Origin of the sequence: Psychrilyobacter sp. (assembly GCF_049671765.1) — a bacterium.
In the GTDB taxonomy this organism is placed as follows: Bacteria; Fusobacteriota; Fusobacteriia; order Fusobacteriales; family Fusobacteriaceae; genus Psychrilyobacter.
Genome location: NZ_JBATVM010000186.1, coordinates 1 through 19,465, shown reverse-complemented (window position 1 = coordinate 19,465; position 19,465 = coordinate 1). Strand labels below are relative to the sequence as shown.

Annotated in this window: 14 protein-coding genes; 6 read left to right on the top strand and 8 right to left on the bottom strand. The window is 30.0% G+C overall.

All coding sequences use genetic code 11. The features are described from left to right. Position 1: 1 nt before the first annotated feature. On the bottom strand, positions 2-1,138 hold the full coding sequence (gene nagA / locus WBG30_RS09305; RefSeq protein WP_424504379.1) for an N-acetylglucosamine-6-phosphate deacetylase: 1,137 nt from the start codon (positions 1,136-1,138) through the stop codon (positions 2-4). A gap of 197 nt (positions 1,139-1,335) precedes the next feature. Beyond that, complete coding sequence (gene nagB / locus WBG30_RS09300; RefSeq protein WP_424504378.1) at positions 1,336-2,154, bottom strand: glucosamine-6-phosphate deaminase; 819 nt, start codon at positions 2,152-2,154, stop codon at positions 1,336-1,338. A 341-nt stretch (positions 2,155-2,495) separates the two neighbouring features. Here nagB and nagE point away from each other — a divergent pair, with 341 nt between their 5' ends. Further along, positions 2,496-3,959, top strand: coding sequence for an N-acetylglucosamine-specific PTS transporter subunit IIBC (gene nagE / locus WBG30_RS09295; protein WP_424504377.1), 1,464 nt, complete (start codon positions 2,496-2,498; stop codon positions 3,957-3,959). Positions 3,960-4,051: 92 nt separating this feature from the next. On the opposite strand, the gene gltX is transcribed toward nagE, so the two are convergent. Together gltX and prfB are read right to left on the bottom strand one after the other, a co-directional pair. Then, positions 4,052-5,563: a glutamate--tRNA ligase gene (gene gltX, locus WBG30_RS09290; protein ID WP_424504376.1), complete on the bottom strand. Its 1,512-nt coding sequence runs from the start codon at positions 5,561-5,563 to the stop codon at positions 4,052-4,054. 20 nt (positions 5,564-5,583) lie between these two features. Beyond that, positions 5,584-6,682, bottom strand: a protein-coding gene (gene prfB, locus WBG30_RS09285) for a peptide chain release factor 2 (protein ID WP_424504375.1) whose coding sequence is annotated in 2 segments (ribosomal slippage) — positions 5,584-6,609 and positions 6,611-6,682 — 1,098 coding nt in all. Because the reading frame shifts where the segments join, the coding sequence is not laid out codon by codon here. A 461-nt stretch (positions 6,683-7,143) separates the two neighbouring features. Between prfB and WBG30_RS09280 the strand changes: the two genes are divergently transcribed. Further along, on the top strand, positions 7,144-7,839 hold the full coding sequence (locus WBG30_RS09280) for a LexA family transcriptional regulator (protein ID WP_424504374.1): 696 nt from the start codon (positions 7,144-7,146) through the stop codon (positions 7,837-7,839). A 224-nt stretch (positions 7,840-8,063) separates the two neighbouring features. Here the strand turns inward: WBG30_RS09280 and WBG30_RS09275 are convergent, their stop codons facing one another. Both WBG30_RS09275 and WBG30_RS09270 read right to left on the bottom strand, forming a co-directional pair. Then, on the bottom strand, positions 8,064-9,842 hold the full coding sequence (locus WBG30_RS09275; protein WP_424504373.1) for a hypothetical protein: 1,779 nt from the start codon (positions 9,840-9,842) through the stop codon (positions 8,064-8,066). A gap of 5 nt (positions 9,843-9,847) precedes the next feature. Then, positions 9,848-12,598 (bottom strand): SNF2-related protein, encoded by a 2,751-nt coding sequence (locus WBG30_RS09270; protein WP_424504372.1) that lies wholly within the window; start codon positions 12,596-12,598, stop codon positions 9,848-9,850. A gap of 379 nt (positions 12,599-12,977) precedes the next feature. On the opposite strand from WBG30_RS09270, the gene WBG30_RS09265 reads away from it, so the two are divergent. The 4 genes from WBG30_RS09265 to rnr all read left to right on the top strand — a co-directional run bounded on the left by WBG30_RS09265 (position 12,978) and on the right by rnr (position 17,385). Then, a complete protein-coding gene (locus tag WBG30_RS09265; protein ID WP_424504371.1) occupies positions 12,978-14,009 on the top strand; it encodes an N-acetylmuramoyl-L-alanine amidase family protein in 1,032 nt (343 codons plus the stop codon). 19 nt (positions 14,010-14,028) lie between these two features. Further along, the gene (locus WBG30_RS09260; protein WP_424504370.1) at positions 14,029-14,598 is read left to right on the top strand and encodes a GerMN domain-containing protein; all 570 of its coding nucleotides are present in this window, start codon (positions 14,029-14,031) and stop codon (positions 14,596-14,598) included. A gap of 74 nt (positions 14,599-14,672) precedes the next feature. Beyond that, positions 14,673-15,254 carry a bis(5'-nucleosyl)-tetraphosphatase (symmetrical) YqeK gene (yqeK, locus tag WBG30_RS09255; RefSeq protein ID WP_424504369.1) on the top strand — a complete coding sequence of 194 codons (582 nt, stop codon included), beginning with the start codon at positions 14,673-14,675 and terminating at the stop codon, positions 15,252-15,254. Further along, a complete protein-coding gene (gene rnr / locus WBG30_RS09250; protein WP_424504368.1) occupies positions 15,247-17,385 on the top strand; it encodes a ribonuclease R in 2,139 nt (712 codons plus the stop codon). Before yqeK ends, rnr begins: the two co-directional genes overlap by 8 nt. 57 nt (positions 17,386-17,442) lie before the next feature. Here rnr and WBG30_RS09245 read toward each other — a convergent pair whose 3' ends face one another. Next, the gene (locus tag WBG30_RS09245) at positions 17,443-18,966 is read right to left on the bottom strand and encodes a glutamate synthase-related protein (RefSeq protein ID WP_424504367.1); all 1,524 of its coding nucleotides are present in this window, start codon (positions 18,964-18,966) and stop codon (positions 17,443-17,445) included. A 294-nt stretch (positions 18,967-19,260) separates the two neighbouring features. Then, positions 19,261-19,465, bottom strand: a 205-nt coding sequence (locus WBG30_RS09240) for a YebC/PmpR family DNA-binding transcriptional regulator (protein WP_424504366.1), incomplete at its 5' end; no start/stop codon positions are given.

Sequence of the window (19,465 nt, the reverse complement as noted above, 5' to 3'; positions counted from 1 at the left end):
TCTACCTTCTGCTTTTCCCCTTTACTATTACATCTATTAACTCTATTTTCTCATCTAAAATAACTAAATCTGCTGTGTATCCACTAGCTATTCTTCCATATCTATCATCTACCTTCACTGCTTTAGCAGGGTATAGTGATGCCATCCTTAGAGCTTCTTCTAAAGATACTCCTACATGTTCTACTAAGTTTCTCACTCCCTGATCCATTGTTAATACAGAACCAGCTAGACTCCCTTCTTCATTTCTCAGTTGTCCATCTTTATGAAAACATCTTTTCCCTTCAAACATAAATTCAGTCATATCAGTTCCAGCAGGAGACGCTGCATCTGTAACAAGATATAGTCTTTCCCCTAGCATTTTTTTAGCTATTCTTACACTGGCATAATGGCAATGAAATCCATCTACTATTATTCCAGCTCTTATATCTTCAGAATTTAGCACGGCTCCAATAACTCCTGGTTCCCTATGGGTAAATGAACTCATAGCATTATATAGGTGAGTTGCCAAAGTTATCCCATATGGTTTCTTCTCCATTACCATCTCATAGGTAGCATTAGTATGTCCAAGAGCCACATTTATTCCCCTATCTACGAGAGTTTTTATATGCTCAGGTTTTGCATTTTCAGGTGCTAGAGTAAAGATAGCTGTCTTTGATTTTGATATTTTTTCTATCATCTCATCTGATAACACCCTTATCAAATCTTCCCTATGAGTTCCCTTTTTATTTTTGGATATATAAGGCCCCTCTATATGAAGTCCCAAAACTCCTAAATTTTCTAGATCTTCAATCTCTTCCATAACTTGAAGAGCTCTTTCTATCTTTTTGTCCTCACAAGTAATTAGAGTAGGAGTATATAGCGTGCATCCATATTTTATATTAGTTTCGTTCATTATTTTAAATGTCTCAACTGATAAATTATCATTCACCAAAACTCCTCCACAACCATTCAACTGTAGATCTATAAATGCTGGTGCTATAAGATTTCCACCTATATCTTTTTTTTCTATATTTGGATATAAAGTATCTAGAACCTCTGATTTTACAACCTCTTTTATTTTTTTACTATCTATAATAATTGCTCTATTAAAAATAGTTTTTTCTCCAGTAAATATTCTCCCATTTACCAATGCATACATAATTTTTATCTCCTTTTTTAAATTTTAATGCTGACTAAATACTTTAAAAGCCTTGACGCAGACCTATACCGACTGGATTACAAACTAAAATTCGACTTTGTTATTTAATCCTAGTCCTAAAAAGTTATCTTTTTAAAGTCATTCTAAGTCAGTGTCCAAGCCTTTCAATTCTTCCTCTTGACATTTAGAAATGATTTTTATTTATATAAATCTGCAATTAATTTCTCTGAGTCTAAGTTTGCACTCTCTATATCTTTAAAATATCTATAAGTTCCTACTTTTAATTCAACTGTAGCCTCTTCGTCCGATACTATAATACCCTTTTCATGCATTTGAAGAGCTGAAATTGTCCACATATGATTGATTCCCTCTTCTACAGCCTGACGTAGTGCACGAGCTTTATGATGTCCATTTACCATGATCAAAACTTCTTTAGCATCTAATATCGTCCCTACTCCCACAGTCAATGATAGCTTCGGCACCTTATTTACATCTCCATCAAAAAATCTTGAATTAGCTATAATAGTATCTGCTGTCAATTCCTTATCTCTCGTTCTAGAAGTAAGTGATGATCCTGGTTCGTTAAATGCAATATGACCATCTGGACCAATTCCACCTAAAAATATATCTACTCCACCTACAGCTTTCATTTTTTCTTCAAACCTTACACATTCAGCCTTATAATCTGAGACCATTCCATCTAATATATTAATATTTTTTTCCTTTATATCTATATGATTAAAAAAGTTCTCATACATAAAGTGATGGTAACTCTGTGGATGTTCCTTATCTAAACCTACATATTCATCCATATTAAATGTAACTATATTTTCAAAACTAATTATCCCATCTTTATTAAATTGAATAAGTCTTTTATACATCCCTAAAGGTGTTGATCCTGTTGGTAATCCCAATACAAATGGTTTTTCTTTTGTTGGTTTTGCTTCTAATATTTTTTTTGCTACATAACACGCTGCCCAGTCTCCGATATTTTTTTCAGTAATTATAACTCTCATAATATTCCCTCCGAATTTATAGTTTTATTTATCAAATTATAGTTTTATTTTCTATCGTTGTCAACATTTTTGAATAAAAAACACAAAAAGTAAAAAAAAATGAATTTTTTTTACAAAAAACTTGATTTTGACATAGTTATACTGTATTATGTTATCAAAGAGTGTTACTTAACAATATATACTGTATTACATTAAATCACATTATATCCTTTTCATTAATATATAATATTTAAAAAATTATTTTAGGAGGAGATTGAGAAATTAATGAGTATCTTAATCTAAGTAACAAATTTTTAATCGTATAAAAAATTTTTAATTAGTTGATTTTAAGGAGGAAAAATATGTTTAAGTATTTACAAAGAATTGGTAAAGCATTAATGGTTCCTGTAGCTGTACTTCCAGCAGCAGCAATCTTAATGGGTATTGGATATTGGATAGACCCTACAGGATGGGGAGCAAACAGTCAGGTAGCTGCACTTTTAATAAAAGCTGGAGCCGCAATTATTGAGAATATGGGAGTATTATTTGCTGTTGGTGTTGCTTTTGGAATGTCTAGAGACCGTCACGGTTCTGCTGCGCTTTCTGGTCTAGTTGGGATGTTAGTTGTTACTACACTATTAAATCCTGGTACAGTCGCTATCCTTCAAGGCATTGATCCTAGTCAAGTTTCGGTTGCTTTTGCAAAAGTTAATAATGGGAACCAATTTATTGGTATATTAGTTGGTGTTATTTCAGCCGCTTTATATAATAAGTTTAGTAGAGTAGAATTGCATAAAGCATTATCTTTCTTCTCTGGAAAAAGATTAGTTCCAATTATTGTTTCTTTAGTTATGATTTTGGTTTCATTCGCTTTATTATATATTTGGCCTATGGTTTTTGGTGGATTAAGTACATTTGGTATTGCCCTTCAAAAAATGGGACCTCTAGGTGCAGGATTATTTGGTTTCTTTAATAGAATTCTTTTAACTATTGGACTTCACCATGCTCTATATCCAGTATTCTGGTTTGATGTTGTTGGTATCAATGATATTCCTAATTTTTTAGGAGGAGCTGCCTCTATCGCAAAAGGTACTGGTATTCCAGGTGTTACAGGTATGTACCAAGCTGGATTTTTCCCTATCATGATGTTTGGACTACCTGGTGCTGCTTTAGCAATGTACCGTTCTGCTAAATTTGAAAATAAAAATAAAGTTGCTTCAATCATGTTAGCTGGAGCTTTATCATCATTTTTTACAGGTATCACTGAACCTTTAGAATTTTCATTTATGTTCGTTGCTCCACCATTATATTTTTTACATGCTATACTTACTGGAATTTCACTTTATATTTCTGCAACAATGCATTGGATGGCAGGATTTGGATTCTCAGCAGGATTTGTTGATTTCTTCTTATCAACTCATAACCCTTTAGCTACAAAATGGTATATGTTAATTGTTCAAGGTATAGCTTTCTTTGCAATATACTATTCACTATTTACATTTGCTATCAAAAAATGGAATTTAAAAACTCCAGGTAGAGAAGATGAAGATGAAGATGAAGGAGAAAATGAGATGTCATCTCCTACAACTCACACAGCTACTGCCGAAGCATTACTTGAGTACCTTGGTGGTGCTGACAACTTAGTCGATATAGACAACTGTGCTACTAGACTTAGATTAGAAGTTAAAGACCAAGGATTAGTTCAAGACGCTAAGATTAAAAAGATTACTTCTGGAATATTAAAACCCGGAAAAACATCTGTTCAGGTTATAGTTGGACCTCACGTAGAATTTGTTTGTGAGGAATTAAAGAAATTAGTTAAATAATACATTTAAATAGGGCTAACCATTTGGTTAGCCCTATTTTTTAACACAGTAAAGAAGAGGAACTAATCATACGATTAATTCCTCTTCTTTATTTAATATATTTTATATTGTTCGTTCATATTTTTAATTCTAGCTAAAGTTCTTGCCTTCCCTATGATAGAGATAACATTGTATAACTCCGCACCCTTTCCTTGACCAGTAATTACTGCTCTAAGAGGCATAAATACTTTACCAGGCCCTGTTTCCATAGCTTCTAAAGTACCATTTAGCATAGCTTTCACCTCTTCTACAGTTAACTCTTCATTTGCGTTTTCCAGTCTCTCTACGAAATATTTTATTGCTTTTATTTCGTCCTCACCTTTTATAGCGTTATGAAGTCTTTGAATTGGTTTTTTCTGCTTATTACTCATCTCTTCAGTTGTTTCAGGTAGCTTGAATTCATCTACATAGTAGATATCAGCTAAAGCTGCTAATTCTTTCATTGTAGTTGCAGTTTCTCTTAATATATCGATTACTCTTTCTAATCTTTTCAGTTCATCTCCAGAAGCGTTTTCAGATACAAATCCTCTTGCTACGAAGAAGCTCTTAGCTAATAAAGTCAACTCTGTTAAATCTTTTTTTCTCATATGTTGATTGTTAACCCATCCTAATTTTTCTAAATCAAAGATTGGCCCACCTAATGAAACTCTTGTAATATCGAAAGTTTCGATAAATTCTTCTAATGTAAAGATCTCTTGGTTATTTCCAATTGAGTACCCCATAAGACCTAAGAAATTGATCATTCCTTCTTTTAAATAACCCTCTTCAATATAGTAATTTAGTGACACAGGATTTTTTCTCTTAGAGATCTTTGTTCTATCTGCATTTCTAAGTAATGGCATATGAACAAATTCAGGCATATCCCATCCAAAAGCTTTATACATTTGAATATGTTTAGGAGTAGAAGCAATCCATTCTTCTGCTCTTATAACGTGAGTTATCCCCATTAAATGGTCATCTACTACGTTAGCTAAATGATAAGTTGGGAATCCGTCACCTTTTAATAAAATTTGATCATCGATCTTATTATTTTCAAATCTAACTTCCCCTCTTAAAATATCCTTTATAACAGTTTCACCGTCATATGGCATCTTAAGTCTAATTACATATTCCTCTCCAGCTTCTAGTTTAGCCTCAACTTCTTCTTTAGATAATGATCTACAATGTCCATCATATCCAGGAGCTTTTTTCATAGCTTTTTGTCTTTCTCTTAATTTATCTAATCTATCTCTTGTACAGAAACAATAATAAGCTTCTCCTTTTTCCACTAATTCTTTAGCGTATTTTCCATATAGATCAAATCTCTCAGATTGTCTATATGGACCAAAATCTCCACCTACATCTGGACCTTCACTCCAACCTAAATCTAACCAGTTTAATGTATCAAATATCTGCTTTTCTGAGTCAGCAGTAGTTCTAGTTTGATCTGTATCCTCTATTCTAAGTAAAAATGAACCTCCATTTTTCTTAGCCATAGCTAAATTAAATAAAGCTATATAAGCTGTTCCCACATGGGGATCTCCTGTTGGAGAAGGTGCTATTCTTGTTCTAATTTCTTTACACATAATCTATATTCCTCCTAAATTTATTTTTTTATCCATCTTAAATATCCAGTTATAAATTCATCTATAGATCCATCCATAACTGCTTTTACATTTCCACTTTCTGTACTGGTTCTATGATCCTTTACCATTGTATATGGCTGGAATACATATGATCTTATTTGATTTCCCCAACTATTATCTGATTGTTCTCCATGAAGTTTTTTTAGTTCATCTTCCCTTTTCTTCATCTCTATTTCTAACATCTTAGATTTCAGCATTTTTAGGGCTGTTTCCCTATTTTGAAGTTGCGATCTACCATTTTGACATTGAACAACTGTTCCAGTAGGCACATGAGTTATTCTTACTGCTGAATCAGTAGTATTTACATGCTGTCCTCCTGCCCCTCCTGCTCTAAATGTATCAGTCTTTAGATCACTAGGAATAATTTCAATGTTAATTGTATCATCGATTTCTGGTGTTACATCTATAGAAGCAAAAGATGTATGTCTTTTTTTAGCAGCATCAAAGGGAGATATTCTCACTAATCTATGAACTCCTTTTTCACCCTTTAAATACCCATAAGCTCTTGATCCACTTACTAAAAGGGTAATAGATTTTATCCCTACCTGGTCTCCTGCCTGATAATCAAGTTCCTCAACCTTATATCCTTTAGAATTAAACCATCTGCTATACATCCTATAGAGCATCTCTGCCCAGTCACAAGATTCTGTTCCTCCTGCACCTGCATGGATCGTAAAGATAGCACCATTTTCATCATATTCGCCATTTAAAAGCAAACTAGTGTCAAAATCTTCTATCTCCTTTATGAGTTTAGAAAATTTAGTTTGAAGCTCCTCTGCAAATTCTTCTTCCCCATCTTCTACAAATTCAATAAGTACATCTAATTCATCTATCGAATCAGATATATAGCTATATTCTCCTACAATCACTTTTAAAGAATTTAAATTTTTAATTATTTTAGAACTTTCTTTCTTGTCATTCCAAAATCCATCTTTTAGAGTTTCTTCTTCTAAATCTTTTATCTCATTATCTTTACCCTTTAAGTCAAAGATGCCCCCTAATTCCGGTTAATTTCTCCTTAACTCCTAGCATTTCTCTTTTTATCTCTAAAATATCCATAATTACCACCTATAATATCTATTTTATTCAACCATAATGGTCTTATCTTTTCATCTTAAAATTCCATGTTTATTTTATTTTTATTCAGAAAATTATAGCATGAAATTCCTTTATTTTCAATGCTATCACCACACCTCAAAATTACGATTTTTAATATAAAATTTTATTTTTGCCAGATTTTTTTAGCCTCATATAGTAACTTATCGACTTCCCCTATTAATCCTTCTATACTCTTCCCTTCTCTATATGCCATTACTCTACCACTTACAGTTAATTTTAACTTATTCTTTTTTCCAATTTTTTAATGCCTTATTAGTCTAATAGAATATAAATTAAATTTTCGATATTATCTCTATAAAAATAATTAAGAATTTTAAAGTAATATTTAAATCATCATTTGTAATATTTACAAATTGAGGTTATAATTAACTATAACAATATATAGGGAGTTGATATCTATCATGACTTTTAATAAATTTATAAAAAACAAAAGAATAGAATTAAATCTAAGTCAAAATAAATTTGCTAAGTCCATCGGAATAACTCAATCTTATTTTAATAATATAGAGAGAGGAGAATTAAAAAATCCACCCAGTGAGGAAGTTTTAGACAAAATATCTATGGGTTTAATATTAAATGAGGAAGAGATTGAATATCTACAATTTTTAGCAGCTTTTGAAAGAACTCCTCAGTTAATTAAGGACGAATTAGATAGAAAAGATAAGGAGATTAGCTACCTTAGAGGAAACTCATCTATGGTTGAAAACAATTCGGTCTCCATCGATGACCAAATACCAGTATTTGAAAGAATTAGTGCAGGGATCGGTGTTTTAGGAGATCAAGAGGTTACAGAATATATTACCCTTCCTGGGATAAGAAATCATGGGAATATTTTTGCGGTCAATGTATGGGGAGATTCTATGGAACCCACTATTAAAGATGGTTCGATAATTATTGCTAAAAAAGAAGTTGAGGTAAGAAATGGAGATATAGGAGCTTTTTTTATAAATGATGAAGCCTTTGTAAAAAGACTAAAAGTTACCGATTCATATGTGGCTCTTATCAGTGACAATCCTAACTATCCACCTATTTTTATAGGCCCTGGAGAAGATCTCAAAGTTGTAGGAAAAGTAATAAAAGTCTTAAGCGATATATAAAAAAAACAATGTGACGTTGCATCCAGATAGGCATAATCTAAGGTTTTATAATCTTTCATAATTTTCTAAAGAATAATAAAAATGGAAGCAGAAATTCTACTCCCATTTTTTTATTTATCCTCTATTCAATATGACCTTACCTTTACCATCATTAAACTTTTGCAATGATAAGAAAAAACCTAGAGATATAAATTCTCTAGGTCTTTGCCTTTCACTTCTTTTTCTTATTCTATTTCATTAAAATAACCATATTTTAGAAGAATAGTTTTTACCTTGCATACATTTTCTTCTTTTATAAGGATATAAAATCCTTCTGCTTTCAAAATATATTCTTTTAATTTACTTTCAGTTGCTAGAATCTTAAAAAATTCTTTATCCTGTTTAACTTTAAAAACCTTTATATCAGATTCATAAGTTAAACAATTTAATTTAGATCTTAATTCATCAAAGAAAGCCTCCCAAACTTGAGGAAGATTTTTATAAAATTTATTTTTAAATTCTTTTATCCTTTCCTCTAACTCTTTTATAGTTAGAAGTCCCCTTAAGAACCTCCCTTTATCCATCCTATACTTATTTTCACCAATTTTGATAGATATTTTTTCTAAAAACATAGACATTATAGGAGCTGATCCAATAATCGTAATCAAAAGAAGATCTTCGTCATAGACTATCTCTGCATCCTCATTTTCCTCTGCAAATACATAATCATTTGTACGCCCTAGGACATATTCTCCTAATTTAGTTAATTCTATATATTTTAACCCATCATATTTCGATAAATAATTATTCTTTAGATACAATCCATTATTACCACTAGGTAGATCATAATAAAGAGTAAATAAACCTAAACTCCCTAGAATAAAAAATATGGATTTTACAAAGGGCTCAATAATATATCTATGGTATTCATCATATTGAGATATTCTAGTCCTTCCATAATTTGACTCATTTATATATACATAATCATACACATCTTTTAACTCGATAATATCTAAAAATTCATCTCTATACACCAAATAATTTATAATATTTGAGATACTGATGGTCTTTCCTGAAGGCAGTTCCATGATTAATTTAACTATTGTCTCAAGTGATCTCGTTAAATTTTCTGTTTTCTTTATATTTTTTACACCCTTTAAATAATTTAAATATTTGGTTGTATATTCATATCCATCGTTTTTTGTAAGTTTTCCACTAAGGAATTCATTTACAACATACTTAAATTTATCTAACTTAAAGTTTTCTGGAATAAGATATTTATCTTTGATCAAATAAAATAGTAATCCCATAGTTTCAGTTTTTAAATAATCTAAATCTTTATTTTCACTATAAAATTCTGAAATATCGCAATATTTTTGCATATCTCTTTTACTCTCTTTAAGAAGTTTTAAACTAGTCGAAAGTTTTATATTTCCTTGGCTATAAAAATTATAGTATAAACTATATTTTTTACATATTTCCTCTTCAGAGTTATGTTTATAAGTATATATTGGACTCTCTATTGGATGAATAAAATAATCCCGTACTTTGTTTGGACAGTGAGGTCTTATTTTTCTGATGATATCATTATCTAAATATAGGTATCCAGGACCTTCTTTAGCTATTTTATTTTTTTTATAATGAAAAAATTTGTATTTATCTTTTAAGTTTTCACTGGTTTCATAAGTGTGTCCCACTTCAAAAAACTCCTCTATCTGCGATTCCTCTAAAATATGTTTTCCACTCCATAAGATACTTCTAAAAATTTCTTGAACTCCCTCTTCTAGACTATTAAATATATCTACAAAAGTTTCTTTTTTATAAAAAGCTTCCTCTAACAAGTCTACAAATATCGATTTATTTGACGTCTCCGATAATAGCGACACCTCAAATATATCAAGATGTAGACCAATATACCCATCCGCTATCCAGTCTATAAAATATTCCTTATATAAACTATAAATTCCATCTTTTGTATAAAAATTTGTAATTGAACCTTTAAATTTATCTCTACTTATTCCCATTTTAGTTACACTCCTAACATATATTCAATATCAGATTCACTTAGACTCTTAACTGCAACAGTATCTGTAGTTATTAGACTATTAAATAATTTATTTTTTTCCATCTGTAAACTAAGCATTTTTTCCTCTATAGTACCTTTTGTAATAAGTTTATAAGCAAATACCGTCCTATCTTGACCCATACGGTAACTCCTATCTACGGCTTGATCTTCGGCTGTTTTATTCCACCATGGATCATAGATAAATATCTTATCAGCAGCAGTCAAATTCAGCCCTACTCCTCCTGTTTTTAATGTCATGATAAATACCTTACATTCCTTATCTGTCTGAAATTTTTCTACTAATTCCTGCCTATTTTTTGTAGCCCCAGTCATAGATATATGATTTATTCCATGATCTTTTAATTCTCTACATATATTTTCTATAGAGTTTATATAATTTGTAAAAACTAGTACTTTGTGACCATTTTTTACTGCTTCTAGAATATTATTTACCAATATTTCTAATTTTGCAGACTTTACTAAGCCATCACTTTTAGATTCTGGACAGCTAGCAATTTGACGTAGTTCATTTAACGCCTGTAGAATGAATATCTGACTTTTTCCTATTCCATGCTCAGTTAATTTTTGATTTATAAGAGTATAGTAGAAATTTCTCCTTTCTTCATATAACTTTCTTTGTGGTTCGTTCATCTCCACATAAAGAGTTTTTTCAATCTTATCCGGCAGATCTTTTAATACTTGCTTTTTTATCCTTCTCAAGATAAATGGATATATTTTTTTCTTTAATTCTTCTATTATTTCCAAATCATTATCTTTTTGAATAGGATTAGCATAATAATTATTGAAATCTTCAATTCCACCAAACATTTGTGGATTTAAAAATCTAAATAGCGAATAAAGTTCTCCTAGATTATTCTCTACCGGTGTCCCACTAAGAGCTAATCTTTTTTCAGAATTTAATAACATCACAGCTTTTGTTATCTGAGATGTTATATTTTTTATATTTTGGGATTCGTCTAAAATTATCATTTCAAATTTTTCCTTAGTCAATAATTTAACATCATTTCTTACTGTCCCATAAGTTGTAAGAATAATATTTTTACTTTTCACTTCATTAAAATCTCTATTATTTCCATAATATACACCTACAGTAAGACCATTACAGAATTTTTTTATTTCATTTTCCCAGTTAAAAACTAAACTTTTAGGCATAATAATGAGAGATGGTTTCTTTAATTTTTTATATAGGTATGTATATGCTAAGATACTTATAGTTTGAATAGTTTTCCCCAATCCCATATCATCCGCTAGACAACCTCCTAATTTATTTTCAGTTATATAATATAGCCATTTATAACCGTATTCTTGGTAATTTCTCAAGGTTGCATCTACCATGGCATCAGGTATATCTAGATTTTCTATCTCATTTAAACCCTCAAATATTTCCCTTCCATAAGTCATCCCATCTCCAGATATTTTTTCTCCAATGAGCTCCTCTATTATAGGCAAGTCAAAGAAAGATATCTTAATGTCTTTAGGCGATTTACTGTTTTTGAATAATCTTTCCAATTTTTCTATGTATTTTTTATTAATAAGTGCATTAGTCCCATCACTTAAAACAATATATGAATCTTTTTTATATTTTGAAATTATATCTAGGATAGAGAACTTTTCACCTTCTATCTCTAGGTGTGCGTCACCTTCTAAAAAATCAATTGAATGTGATAATTTAGCTATCAATTTTGGTTGAACAGTTTTTATCTTATATGTTTTTAATTTTTCAGTCCCTATAAATTTATATTTAGATACTAAATTGAGCAGTTCCTTACTTATAAATTCTTTGGCTAATTTTTCATGTAGAATTATCAAATTTTCCTCTACATAATAGCTTTCCTTCAATTTTAATTTTCTTTGATATTTCACCAATATCTTTATCACATCTTCCATACTTTCAGACATAGTAGATATATCTATATCACAAATCGAGATCACTTTTTCCAATGAATTTAATAATACCACTGTTTTAATGTCATCTGTTTTCAACATATTATAGGTCATAGTAGATATTTCAAAACCAAATTTAAGATATAAACTTCTATCCTTAGAAATTTTTTCTATTATAATTCTAGGTACAAATGATTTTTTATTTAATTTTTCTACTCTGTAATCTTCATATTCTAAATTCAAATTATCAAAATAAGAATTAGTTATAGTCAAAAATCTTTCCATCTCTTTTAATTCTATCTGTGTATTTAATTCCAATGCACTTAGATAATTTTCTCCCATATCTTCAATATGATAAATCTTGTGTTTTCTTATAACATAGTTTTCAGTTAAAAATTCAAAGATTTCATACTTTCCATCTAATACTAATTTAACATCTATTTTTCCCTTAGATTTTTCTAGTTTTAGGGTTATATTTCTTTTTTTCTCCCTTATACTGACACTCTTAAAATCATCTGTAACAAAATATTTACTCTTTCTTAATAGCTCAAATAGATGTGGATTTTCTTCTAAATAAATTAGATTGTCTTCATTCTCCCACGATATATTAAAATAGTTATACTCATTTATAAGTTCTAAATTAGAAATTATTTCTAAAGTATTTTTATCCGCTTGGATAGGTGTCATCGGAAGACTTATTTCATTTCCTTTTTTATCTACCACCTCTATGTAAGATTTTTTTTCAAAAAATCTCAATTTAAAATAAACTTCTACACGTTCTTCACTTTTACTAATAAATTTATTGTACATCACTCTCTCCACTTCTAAAAATTTCTAGTTTAAATATCCATTAAAGACTATTATATCAAAAAATCTAGGCTTTTTCAATCTTTAGATAACTGCAGTCCTAAATTTAAAATTTATAAGAGGATTTTGTTGATTTAAAAGCTATATTAAAACTACATTAAAGAAGTATAATTTATAATTTTATATTCTTAACAGTAATATTTATTTATCAAATTCCTTTATAATTTTATTTTTTTACTTTTTATTATGCCATTTAGCAAGATAAAACTTTTCTCTATAAGATTCATTTTTTCAACAAAAACTTACACATTATATTATGATATATGATAAAATATAGCTTGATAACTTTACCTTTAACCTAGCAGAATATAAGGAGAACACAATGAGAAAAATAAATTTAATCCTACTTTTTTTTATCCTAACTACCATAGGATTTTCTAACCAAATTTTGTTGAAAAACCTGAGATTTAACGGTAACCCTCCACAAATGGTTATCGATGTAGAAGGAAATGTTAAGCCTAAGTATAATATTAGTTATGACGAACATAATAGATACCTCTTTATTGAATTTTTAAATACGAGAGCTTCCTCAAATTTAAAAGATAGAACAATGAATGGGAGTTATGTCAAAAATATTAAAATAAGGAAATATAGTAATTCTACTGGTGTTTTTATATTTTTTAAAAATAATATAAATTATAGTGCTCATTATTGGTCTAACCCCACAAGATATGTCTTGAATTTTGATAAAAATAAAGCTAAGAAAGAATATACTATCATAGTCGATGCAGGTCATGGAGGAAAAGACCCTGGGTCTACTGGTTTTAATAGATATCATGAAAAAGATCTTGCACTAAAAATCACCAAATATCTTAAAACTAGTCTTCAAAAAGATTTTAATGTAATTATGACTAGAAATAATGATTCTTTTGTCAGTTTATCTGGCCGACCAAATATAGGAAATAAAGCCAAGGCTGATTTCTTTGTAAGTGTCCATTTAAACGCTAACAAAAGTTCACAAGCCAGTGGAGCAGATATATTTTATTTTTCTAGAACAGAATCTAATTATGCTAAAAAAGTAGCTGCCTTTGAAAATAGTGTCGGAAATAAATTCGGAGAAAATGCCGATGACATAACTCTCATTATGGGACAGTTATTTTATAAAAAAAATAAAGAAGTTTCTGCTAAAATAGCACAAAATCTAGTGAATTCTTATTCTAAAAGATTAAGAATGAGAAATAGAGGAGCTCATGGAGCAAACTTTGCAGTCCTTAGAGGATTTGATGGACCTGGAATATTAGTAGAGGCTGGATTTATTACAAATAGCTCAGACATCAGTAAACTAAAGCAGAGTAAATATCAAAAATTAGCTGCTGATGAAATTGCCAAAGCTATAAAACAACATTTTTATTAAAATATTAAGGAGATCAAGTATGAAAGATAAAAAAAGATTATTTATATTAGGAACATCAATTACCCTCCTTTTGGTGAGTAGTATTTTTTTCTATAAATATGTCACTCTGGGAGATCAGATCCCAATAAAAAAAATTACTACCCATAAAAATATAAAGACACTTATAGATATTAAGGTTGTAAAAATCTACACTCCCAATGATTCATTGGACAGCTTAGTTTCATCGGATATTGAGATTACCAAGGAGAGTTTTGCTGAGGAAATAAAGACTATCTTCAACACAATCCATGAACAAAGTAATTATCAGATAAAAGATGAAAATGGGAATTATTATCCATTTATGGATCCCAATATACATCTATTAAATTCCTACCTTGTAGGAGATAAATTGTATCTTAATCTTACACCTAATATTACTAATAATATAAAAACTAAGGAACAAGAACTTCTAATCATATATTCTTTGGTCAATACCTATACAAGTTTAGAGGGAATAAATAGAGTAAAAATTCTTATTGACAATGTAGAAGTTAAAAAATTAAAATGGTATAATCTCAGAAATTTTTACACTCAAAATTTAGATATCTAAAAAAAAAATTTGATGTTTTATCCAAAAAAAGTATAATAATTTTAAGACCATTAAAAAGTATAATGGAGGTTCTTATGTTAAATAAATTATATAGCCATGTTGAGAAAGCACTTCCTCCTAAAAGATATCAGCATACCTTAGGAGTCATAAAAGTAGCCGTTTCTTTAGCAAAACAATATGGTATCAACGAACACCGAGCTGAAATTGCAGCTCTTTTACACGACGTTTCAAAATGTATGAGTCTAGAGGAGCTACGTTCATATATAGATTGTGATGAAACTTTAAAATATTACGGAAATATGGGAGAACTTCTCCATGGTTTTGCAGGAAGTGTCTATGCAAAACAAGAACTAGGAATCTATGATGAAGATATCCTAAGTGCCATCAAATACCACACTATTGGCAGAAGAGGTATGACAACTTTGGAAAAAATAATTTATATATCCGATGCCATAGAACCTAATAGAAATTATCCTAACGTTAATTTCATTAGGGAAAAAGCAAAAACATGTATCAACGACGCTATCCTATTTGAAGTGGATAGAAAATTAAAGTATCTTCTAAAAATAGACGCTACTATCCATCCAAACACTGTGGATATGAGAAACTGTATTTTAGGAGAATTGAAAAATAAAGGGAGTAAAAGTTATGAATAAAAACGACGAACAAAAAGTTTTAGACCTTTTCAAAAAAGGAAAAGGAAAAACTTTAAGTGAGATCACATCTTATATGGATTGGTCTTCTAAATTAAAAAAACAAAATAGAGATTTTTTAGATAAATTAGTTGAATCTGGAGACCTTATGTTAAGTAAAAGGGGAAAGTATAACACTCCTGAAAACTTAGGTTATATTACAGGAAATCTTGATGTAGTAAAAGATAGATTCGCATTTGTTGATACAGAAGATTTTGGTGTATTTATCCCTAAATCCAAATTTAATGGTGCATTTAACGGGGATTTAGTTATGGTACAAATTTCTAATGAAACTACTGGTGCTAAAAAAGATGGAGAAGTAATAAAGATCTTAAAGAGAGAAAAAAATACCATCATAGGTATCTACCAAGCCAATGAAAGGTTTGGATTTGTAGTTCCTACCCATTCCTTTGGAAACGATATATTTGTTCCCAAAAGATTTAATGGAGGAGCTCATAATGGTGAACTGGTAGTATGTGAAATCACTTCTTGGGGAGAGAAAGATAAAAAACCTGAAGGTAAAGTTATGGAAAGAATTGGAGATCCCTATGATACCAATAATATGATTGAAGCTCTTATAATTAGAGAAGGGCTGTCTATGGACTTTTCTCCTAAATTAATTAAAAAGGCCAAAGAATTAAGTGATCATCTTTCAGAAGAAGAAATTGCAAAAAGACACGATCTTAGAGACCTTCCAATCATCACAATCGATGGTGATGATGCCAAAGATCTAGATGACGCTGTCTATGTAGAAAAATTAGACAATGGAAATTTTAAACTTATTGTCTGTATTGCCGATGTTTCTTACTACGTTCCATTTGGAAGCGCTTTAGACATAGAAGCTCGTAAAAGAGGTAACTCAGTGTACCTAGTAGACAGAGTTATCCCAATGTTCCCTAGAGAGATATCTAATGGACTATGTTCATTGAATCCCCATGAAAATAAATTTGTATTTACATGTGAGATGGAGATAGATAACAAGGGTCAAGTAGTAAGTCACGAAACTTATAAAGCTGTAATATCTACTGCTCATAGGATGACTTATGGAGGAGTCAACAAGATCTTAGCAGGAGATAAAGCTTATACAGAAGAATATAAAGATATAAATAAGATGGTCTTTGAGATGTTAGAACTTTCTCATATCCTTAGAGAATTAAAGTATTCTAGAGGAAGCATTGATTTTGATATCCCAGAAGTTAGAGCTGTCTTAGGAGAAGATAAAAAAGTAGAATACCTTAAAGTAATTGAAAGAGGGGAATCAGAAAGAATTATAGAAGATTTTATGATTGCAGCCAATGAAACTGTTGCTGAAAAAATATTTTGGATGGAACTACCATTCCTATACAGAACCCATGAAAAGCCTGATCCAGATAGAATCTCTGCACTTAATGATTCTATTAAAAAGTTTGGATATAACATTCATTCTCATGAGGATTTACATCCTGGAAAGTTCCAAAAAATAATAGAACAATCTAAAGAAGATGGAAATAGCCAAATCATCCATAAACTTATTTTGATGAGTTTAAAACAAGCTAGGTATACAGTAGATAATATCGGACATTTCGGTTTATCTTCAAATTACTATACTCATTTCACTTCTCCAATTAGAAGATATGCTGACCTTATGGTTCATAGAGTTATTACTGAAACTCTAACAGGTTATCCAAGTAAAAAAACTATAAAAATGTTTAAGGATGAGATGTCTGCCATTGGATCACATATCTCAAAAACAGAGAGAACAGCTATGAAATTAGAAACTGAAAGTGTAAAAATAAAAATTGTAGAATATATGTTAGATAAAATAGGAGAAGAATATAAGAGTCGAATTATTGGTTTTAATAAGACTAAGATATTTTTTGAAACAGAGGAACATGTAGAATGTTTCTTTGACGGTGTTAATTCTCCTAATTACTTCGTCTTTGACGAAATCAACTATACTATGACAAATGAAGATACAGGAGAGATCTTTAAGTTAGGTGACAGTGTAGAAGTATCTATCGTTCGAGCTGATCTAAGTGAATTAGAGGTAGAAGTAGTTCCAGTGCAATACTTAGACCAATATAGAGGACCGAGACAATTTAGAAAAAAATATTAATTTAGAAAAATATAAAGAGGTTAGGGAACAATAATTCCTAACCTCTTTTTTTAATATTTATTCCCCAAATAAGTTACCTTTTAATAATTCATTAGCCTCTCTTGTCAAAGGAATAAGGTCATTTCTATCTAAATAATTAATATCAAATTTCCTGTTAAGTGCTGCAAAATGCTTCAAACCAAAAGCAATTTTATTTAAATAAGAAAATACACCAATAGCTCCTGGGGGAAAATTGTTTGCGTCTTTACCATAAATAGCACGCAGATCAGCTAAATCACCATAAATTTCTTCTATGGTGCTACCATATTGTTTTAGATGATTAGGTATATTCCCCTCTTTAATCATTTTCCCAACTTTTTTAGCACTCATTGCTGCTGCCATTGTAGCACGGCAAATTCCAATAGCTGTAACATCCCCATTTCCATAAGATAAAGCTTTAAATACCTGGTCTTCTGAAGCAAAACCTCCAGTCATAGTAATAGCTGGAATCCAAATATCTTCTTTTTTTAATTTTTTAATGATTTTAGAAATCACATTTTGCATTATTACAGTGGGAAGTCCCCATTCATTCATCATTTTACATGGACTGTATCCACTCCCACCTCCAGCTCCATCAAAAGTAATCATATCAACTGAAGCTTTACTCGCTAAACGAATTACCCTTTCTAAATCTATTGAATCATATCCAGCCATTTTAAAATAAACATTCTTTAAACCTAGATCTCTAAGTTCTTCTATACGAAAAATTAAGTACTCCTCATTCCACAAGGGTAACCTACTATAGATATAAAAATTAGGACAAACTCCCTCTTCATAAGCTTTTACAATTTTAGAGTCAGTTGGATTTGGATATACAATATTTCCTGATTCATGATTTTTCAATGCTTCATCAATATTTTTTAATCTTTTCACTGGTTGAGTCCCTTTTGCTGATTGCCCAAATTTAAATTCTATCCCTTCTACATTTTCATTTTTTATTGCATATTCAGGAACACCCAATAAATCATCTTCTACATTACATTGCAGTATAATTTGACCATAACCACGGTCATATTTTCTAAAAGTATCTAACATATTTTTTAGAGCAGGAAATTCTACAACCTTCCCATCTTTAATTTTTAATTTCGGATCCTTATTTCTTGCATCTTCTCCAATGACACAGCAGATACCAGCCATAGCTGCTCCTGCAAAATAATCTTCCCAATTTAATTTAATAAGTGCTGGTAAAATTACTGGCATCTTCATTTTAACAGTGTTAAATTTACCAAATTTTCTATCTAGGTTCACACTAAAAATATTTGCTTCTTCGTAAGTTGGATTAGTACCAACAGCACCAAAAACACGACCATTGATATTAAAATGAGAATAGTCAATGGGGTAATCTTTTTCAGAAGCAACTTGATTTGTACCTGTGGTTGTAGGATATACAGTTTGTGCTCCAAGAACCGCTGCTAACCCGAGTTCACAGGTTCCTATACAATCTTCCGTACAAAGCGAGCACATTCCTGACTGGGGTGAAAGTTTATCACTCCTATTTTTGGTATTATTAAAAGCTGATGATAAACTAGGTGAATAAGTCATAATATTCCTCCTTATTATGTATATAAATTTCTAAAATATAATATATTTATTATAACAAAAAAACCTTCTATAACACTAATTAATAATTAAAAAATAATCAAAATAAACTAAATATTAAAAAAATATATTTGAAAAGTCAAATATAATAATGTTAAAATAAAAATATTGAGCAGTTCTATTATTTAAAAAAGGCTTTTAGAATAAATATTCTAAAAGCCTTTTTTATTTTAATAATTAAGGTTTCGATGAAAATAAAAAGTTATTATACTTTCCAAAGTTTCATAAAAATCTTCTTTATCCCATTATTTTGTCCATTAATTCGTCTGAAATATCAAAGTTAGCATAAACATCGTTTACATCTTCATTATCTTCTAATGCTTCAAATAATTTCATAACTTTTTCAGCCATTTCTTCATTTTCTACCTCTACCATATTCTCAGGAATCATTACTATCTCTGCTTCTTCATACTTATATCCAGCTTTTGTTAAAGCTCCTACT

Bases quoted from the DNA above. Each gene is read 5' to 3' on its own strand.
- nagB (WP_424504378.1), bottom strand. From the start codon at position 2,154: ATGAGAGTTATAATTACTGAAAAAAATATCGGAGACTGGGCAGCGTGT.
- nagA (WP_424504379.1), bottom strand. From the start codon at position 1,138: ATGTATGCATTGGTAAATGGGAGAATATTTACTGGAGAAAAAACTATT.
- WBG30_RS09270 (WP_424504372.1), bottom strand. From the start codon at position 12,598: ATGTACAATAAATTTATTAGTAAAAGTGAAGAACGTGTAGAAGTTTAT.
- rnr (WP_424504368.1), top strand. From the start codon at position 15,247: ATGAATAAAAACGACGAACAAAAAGTTTTAGACCTTTTCAAAAAAGGA.
- WBG30_RS09280 (WP_424504374.1), top strand. From the start codon at position 7,144: ATGACTTTTAATAAATTTATAAAAAACAAAAGAATAGAATTAAATCTA.
- gltX (WP_424504376.1), bottom strand. From the start codon at position 5,563: ATGTGTAAAGAAATTAGAACAAGAATAGCACCTTCTCCAACAGGAGAT.
- WBG30_RS09245 (WP_424504367.1), bottom strand. From the start codon at position 18,966: ATGACTTATTCACCTAGTTTATCATCAGCTTTTAATAATACCAAAAAT.
- WBG30_RS09275 (WP_424504373.1), bottom strand. From the start codon at position 9,842: ATGGGAATAAGTAGAGATAAATTTAAAGGTTCAATTACAAATTTTTAT.
- yqeK (WP_424504369.1), top strand. From the start codon at position 14,673: ATGTTAAATAAATTATATAGCCATGTTGAGAAAGCACTTCCTCCTAAA.
- WBG30_RS09260 (WP_424504370.1), top strand. From the start codon at position 14,029: ATGAAAGATAAAAAAAGATTATTTATATTAGGAACATCAATTACCCTC.
- WBG30_RS09265 (WP_424504371.1), top strand. From the start codon at position 12,978: ATGAGAAAAATAAATTTAATCCTACTTTTTTTTATCCTAACTACCATA.
- nagE (WP_424504377.1), top strand. From the start codon at position 2,496: ATGTTTAAGTATTTACAAAGAATTGGTAAAGCATTAATGGTTCCTGTA.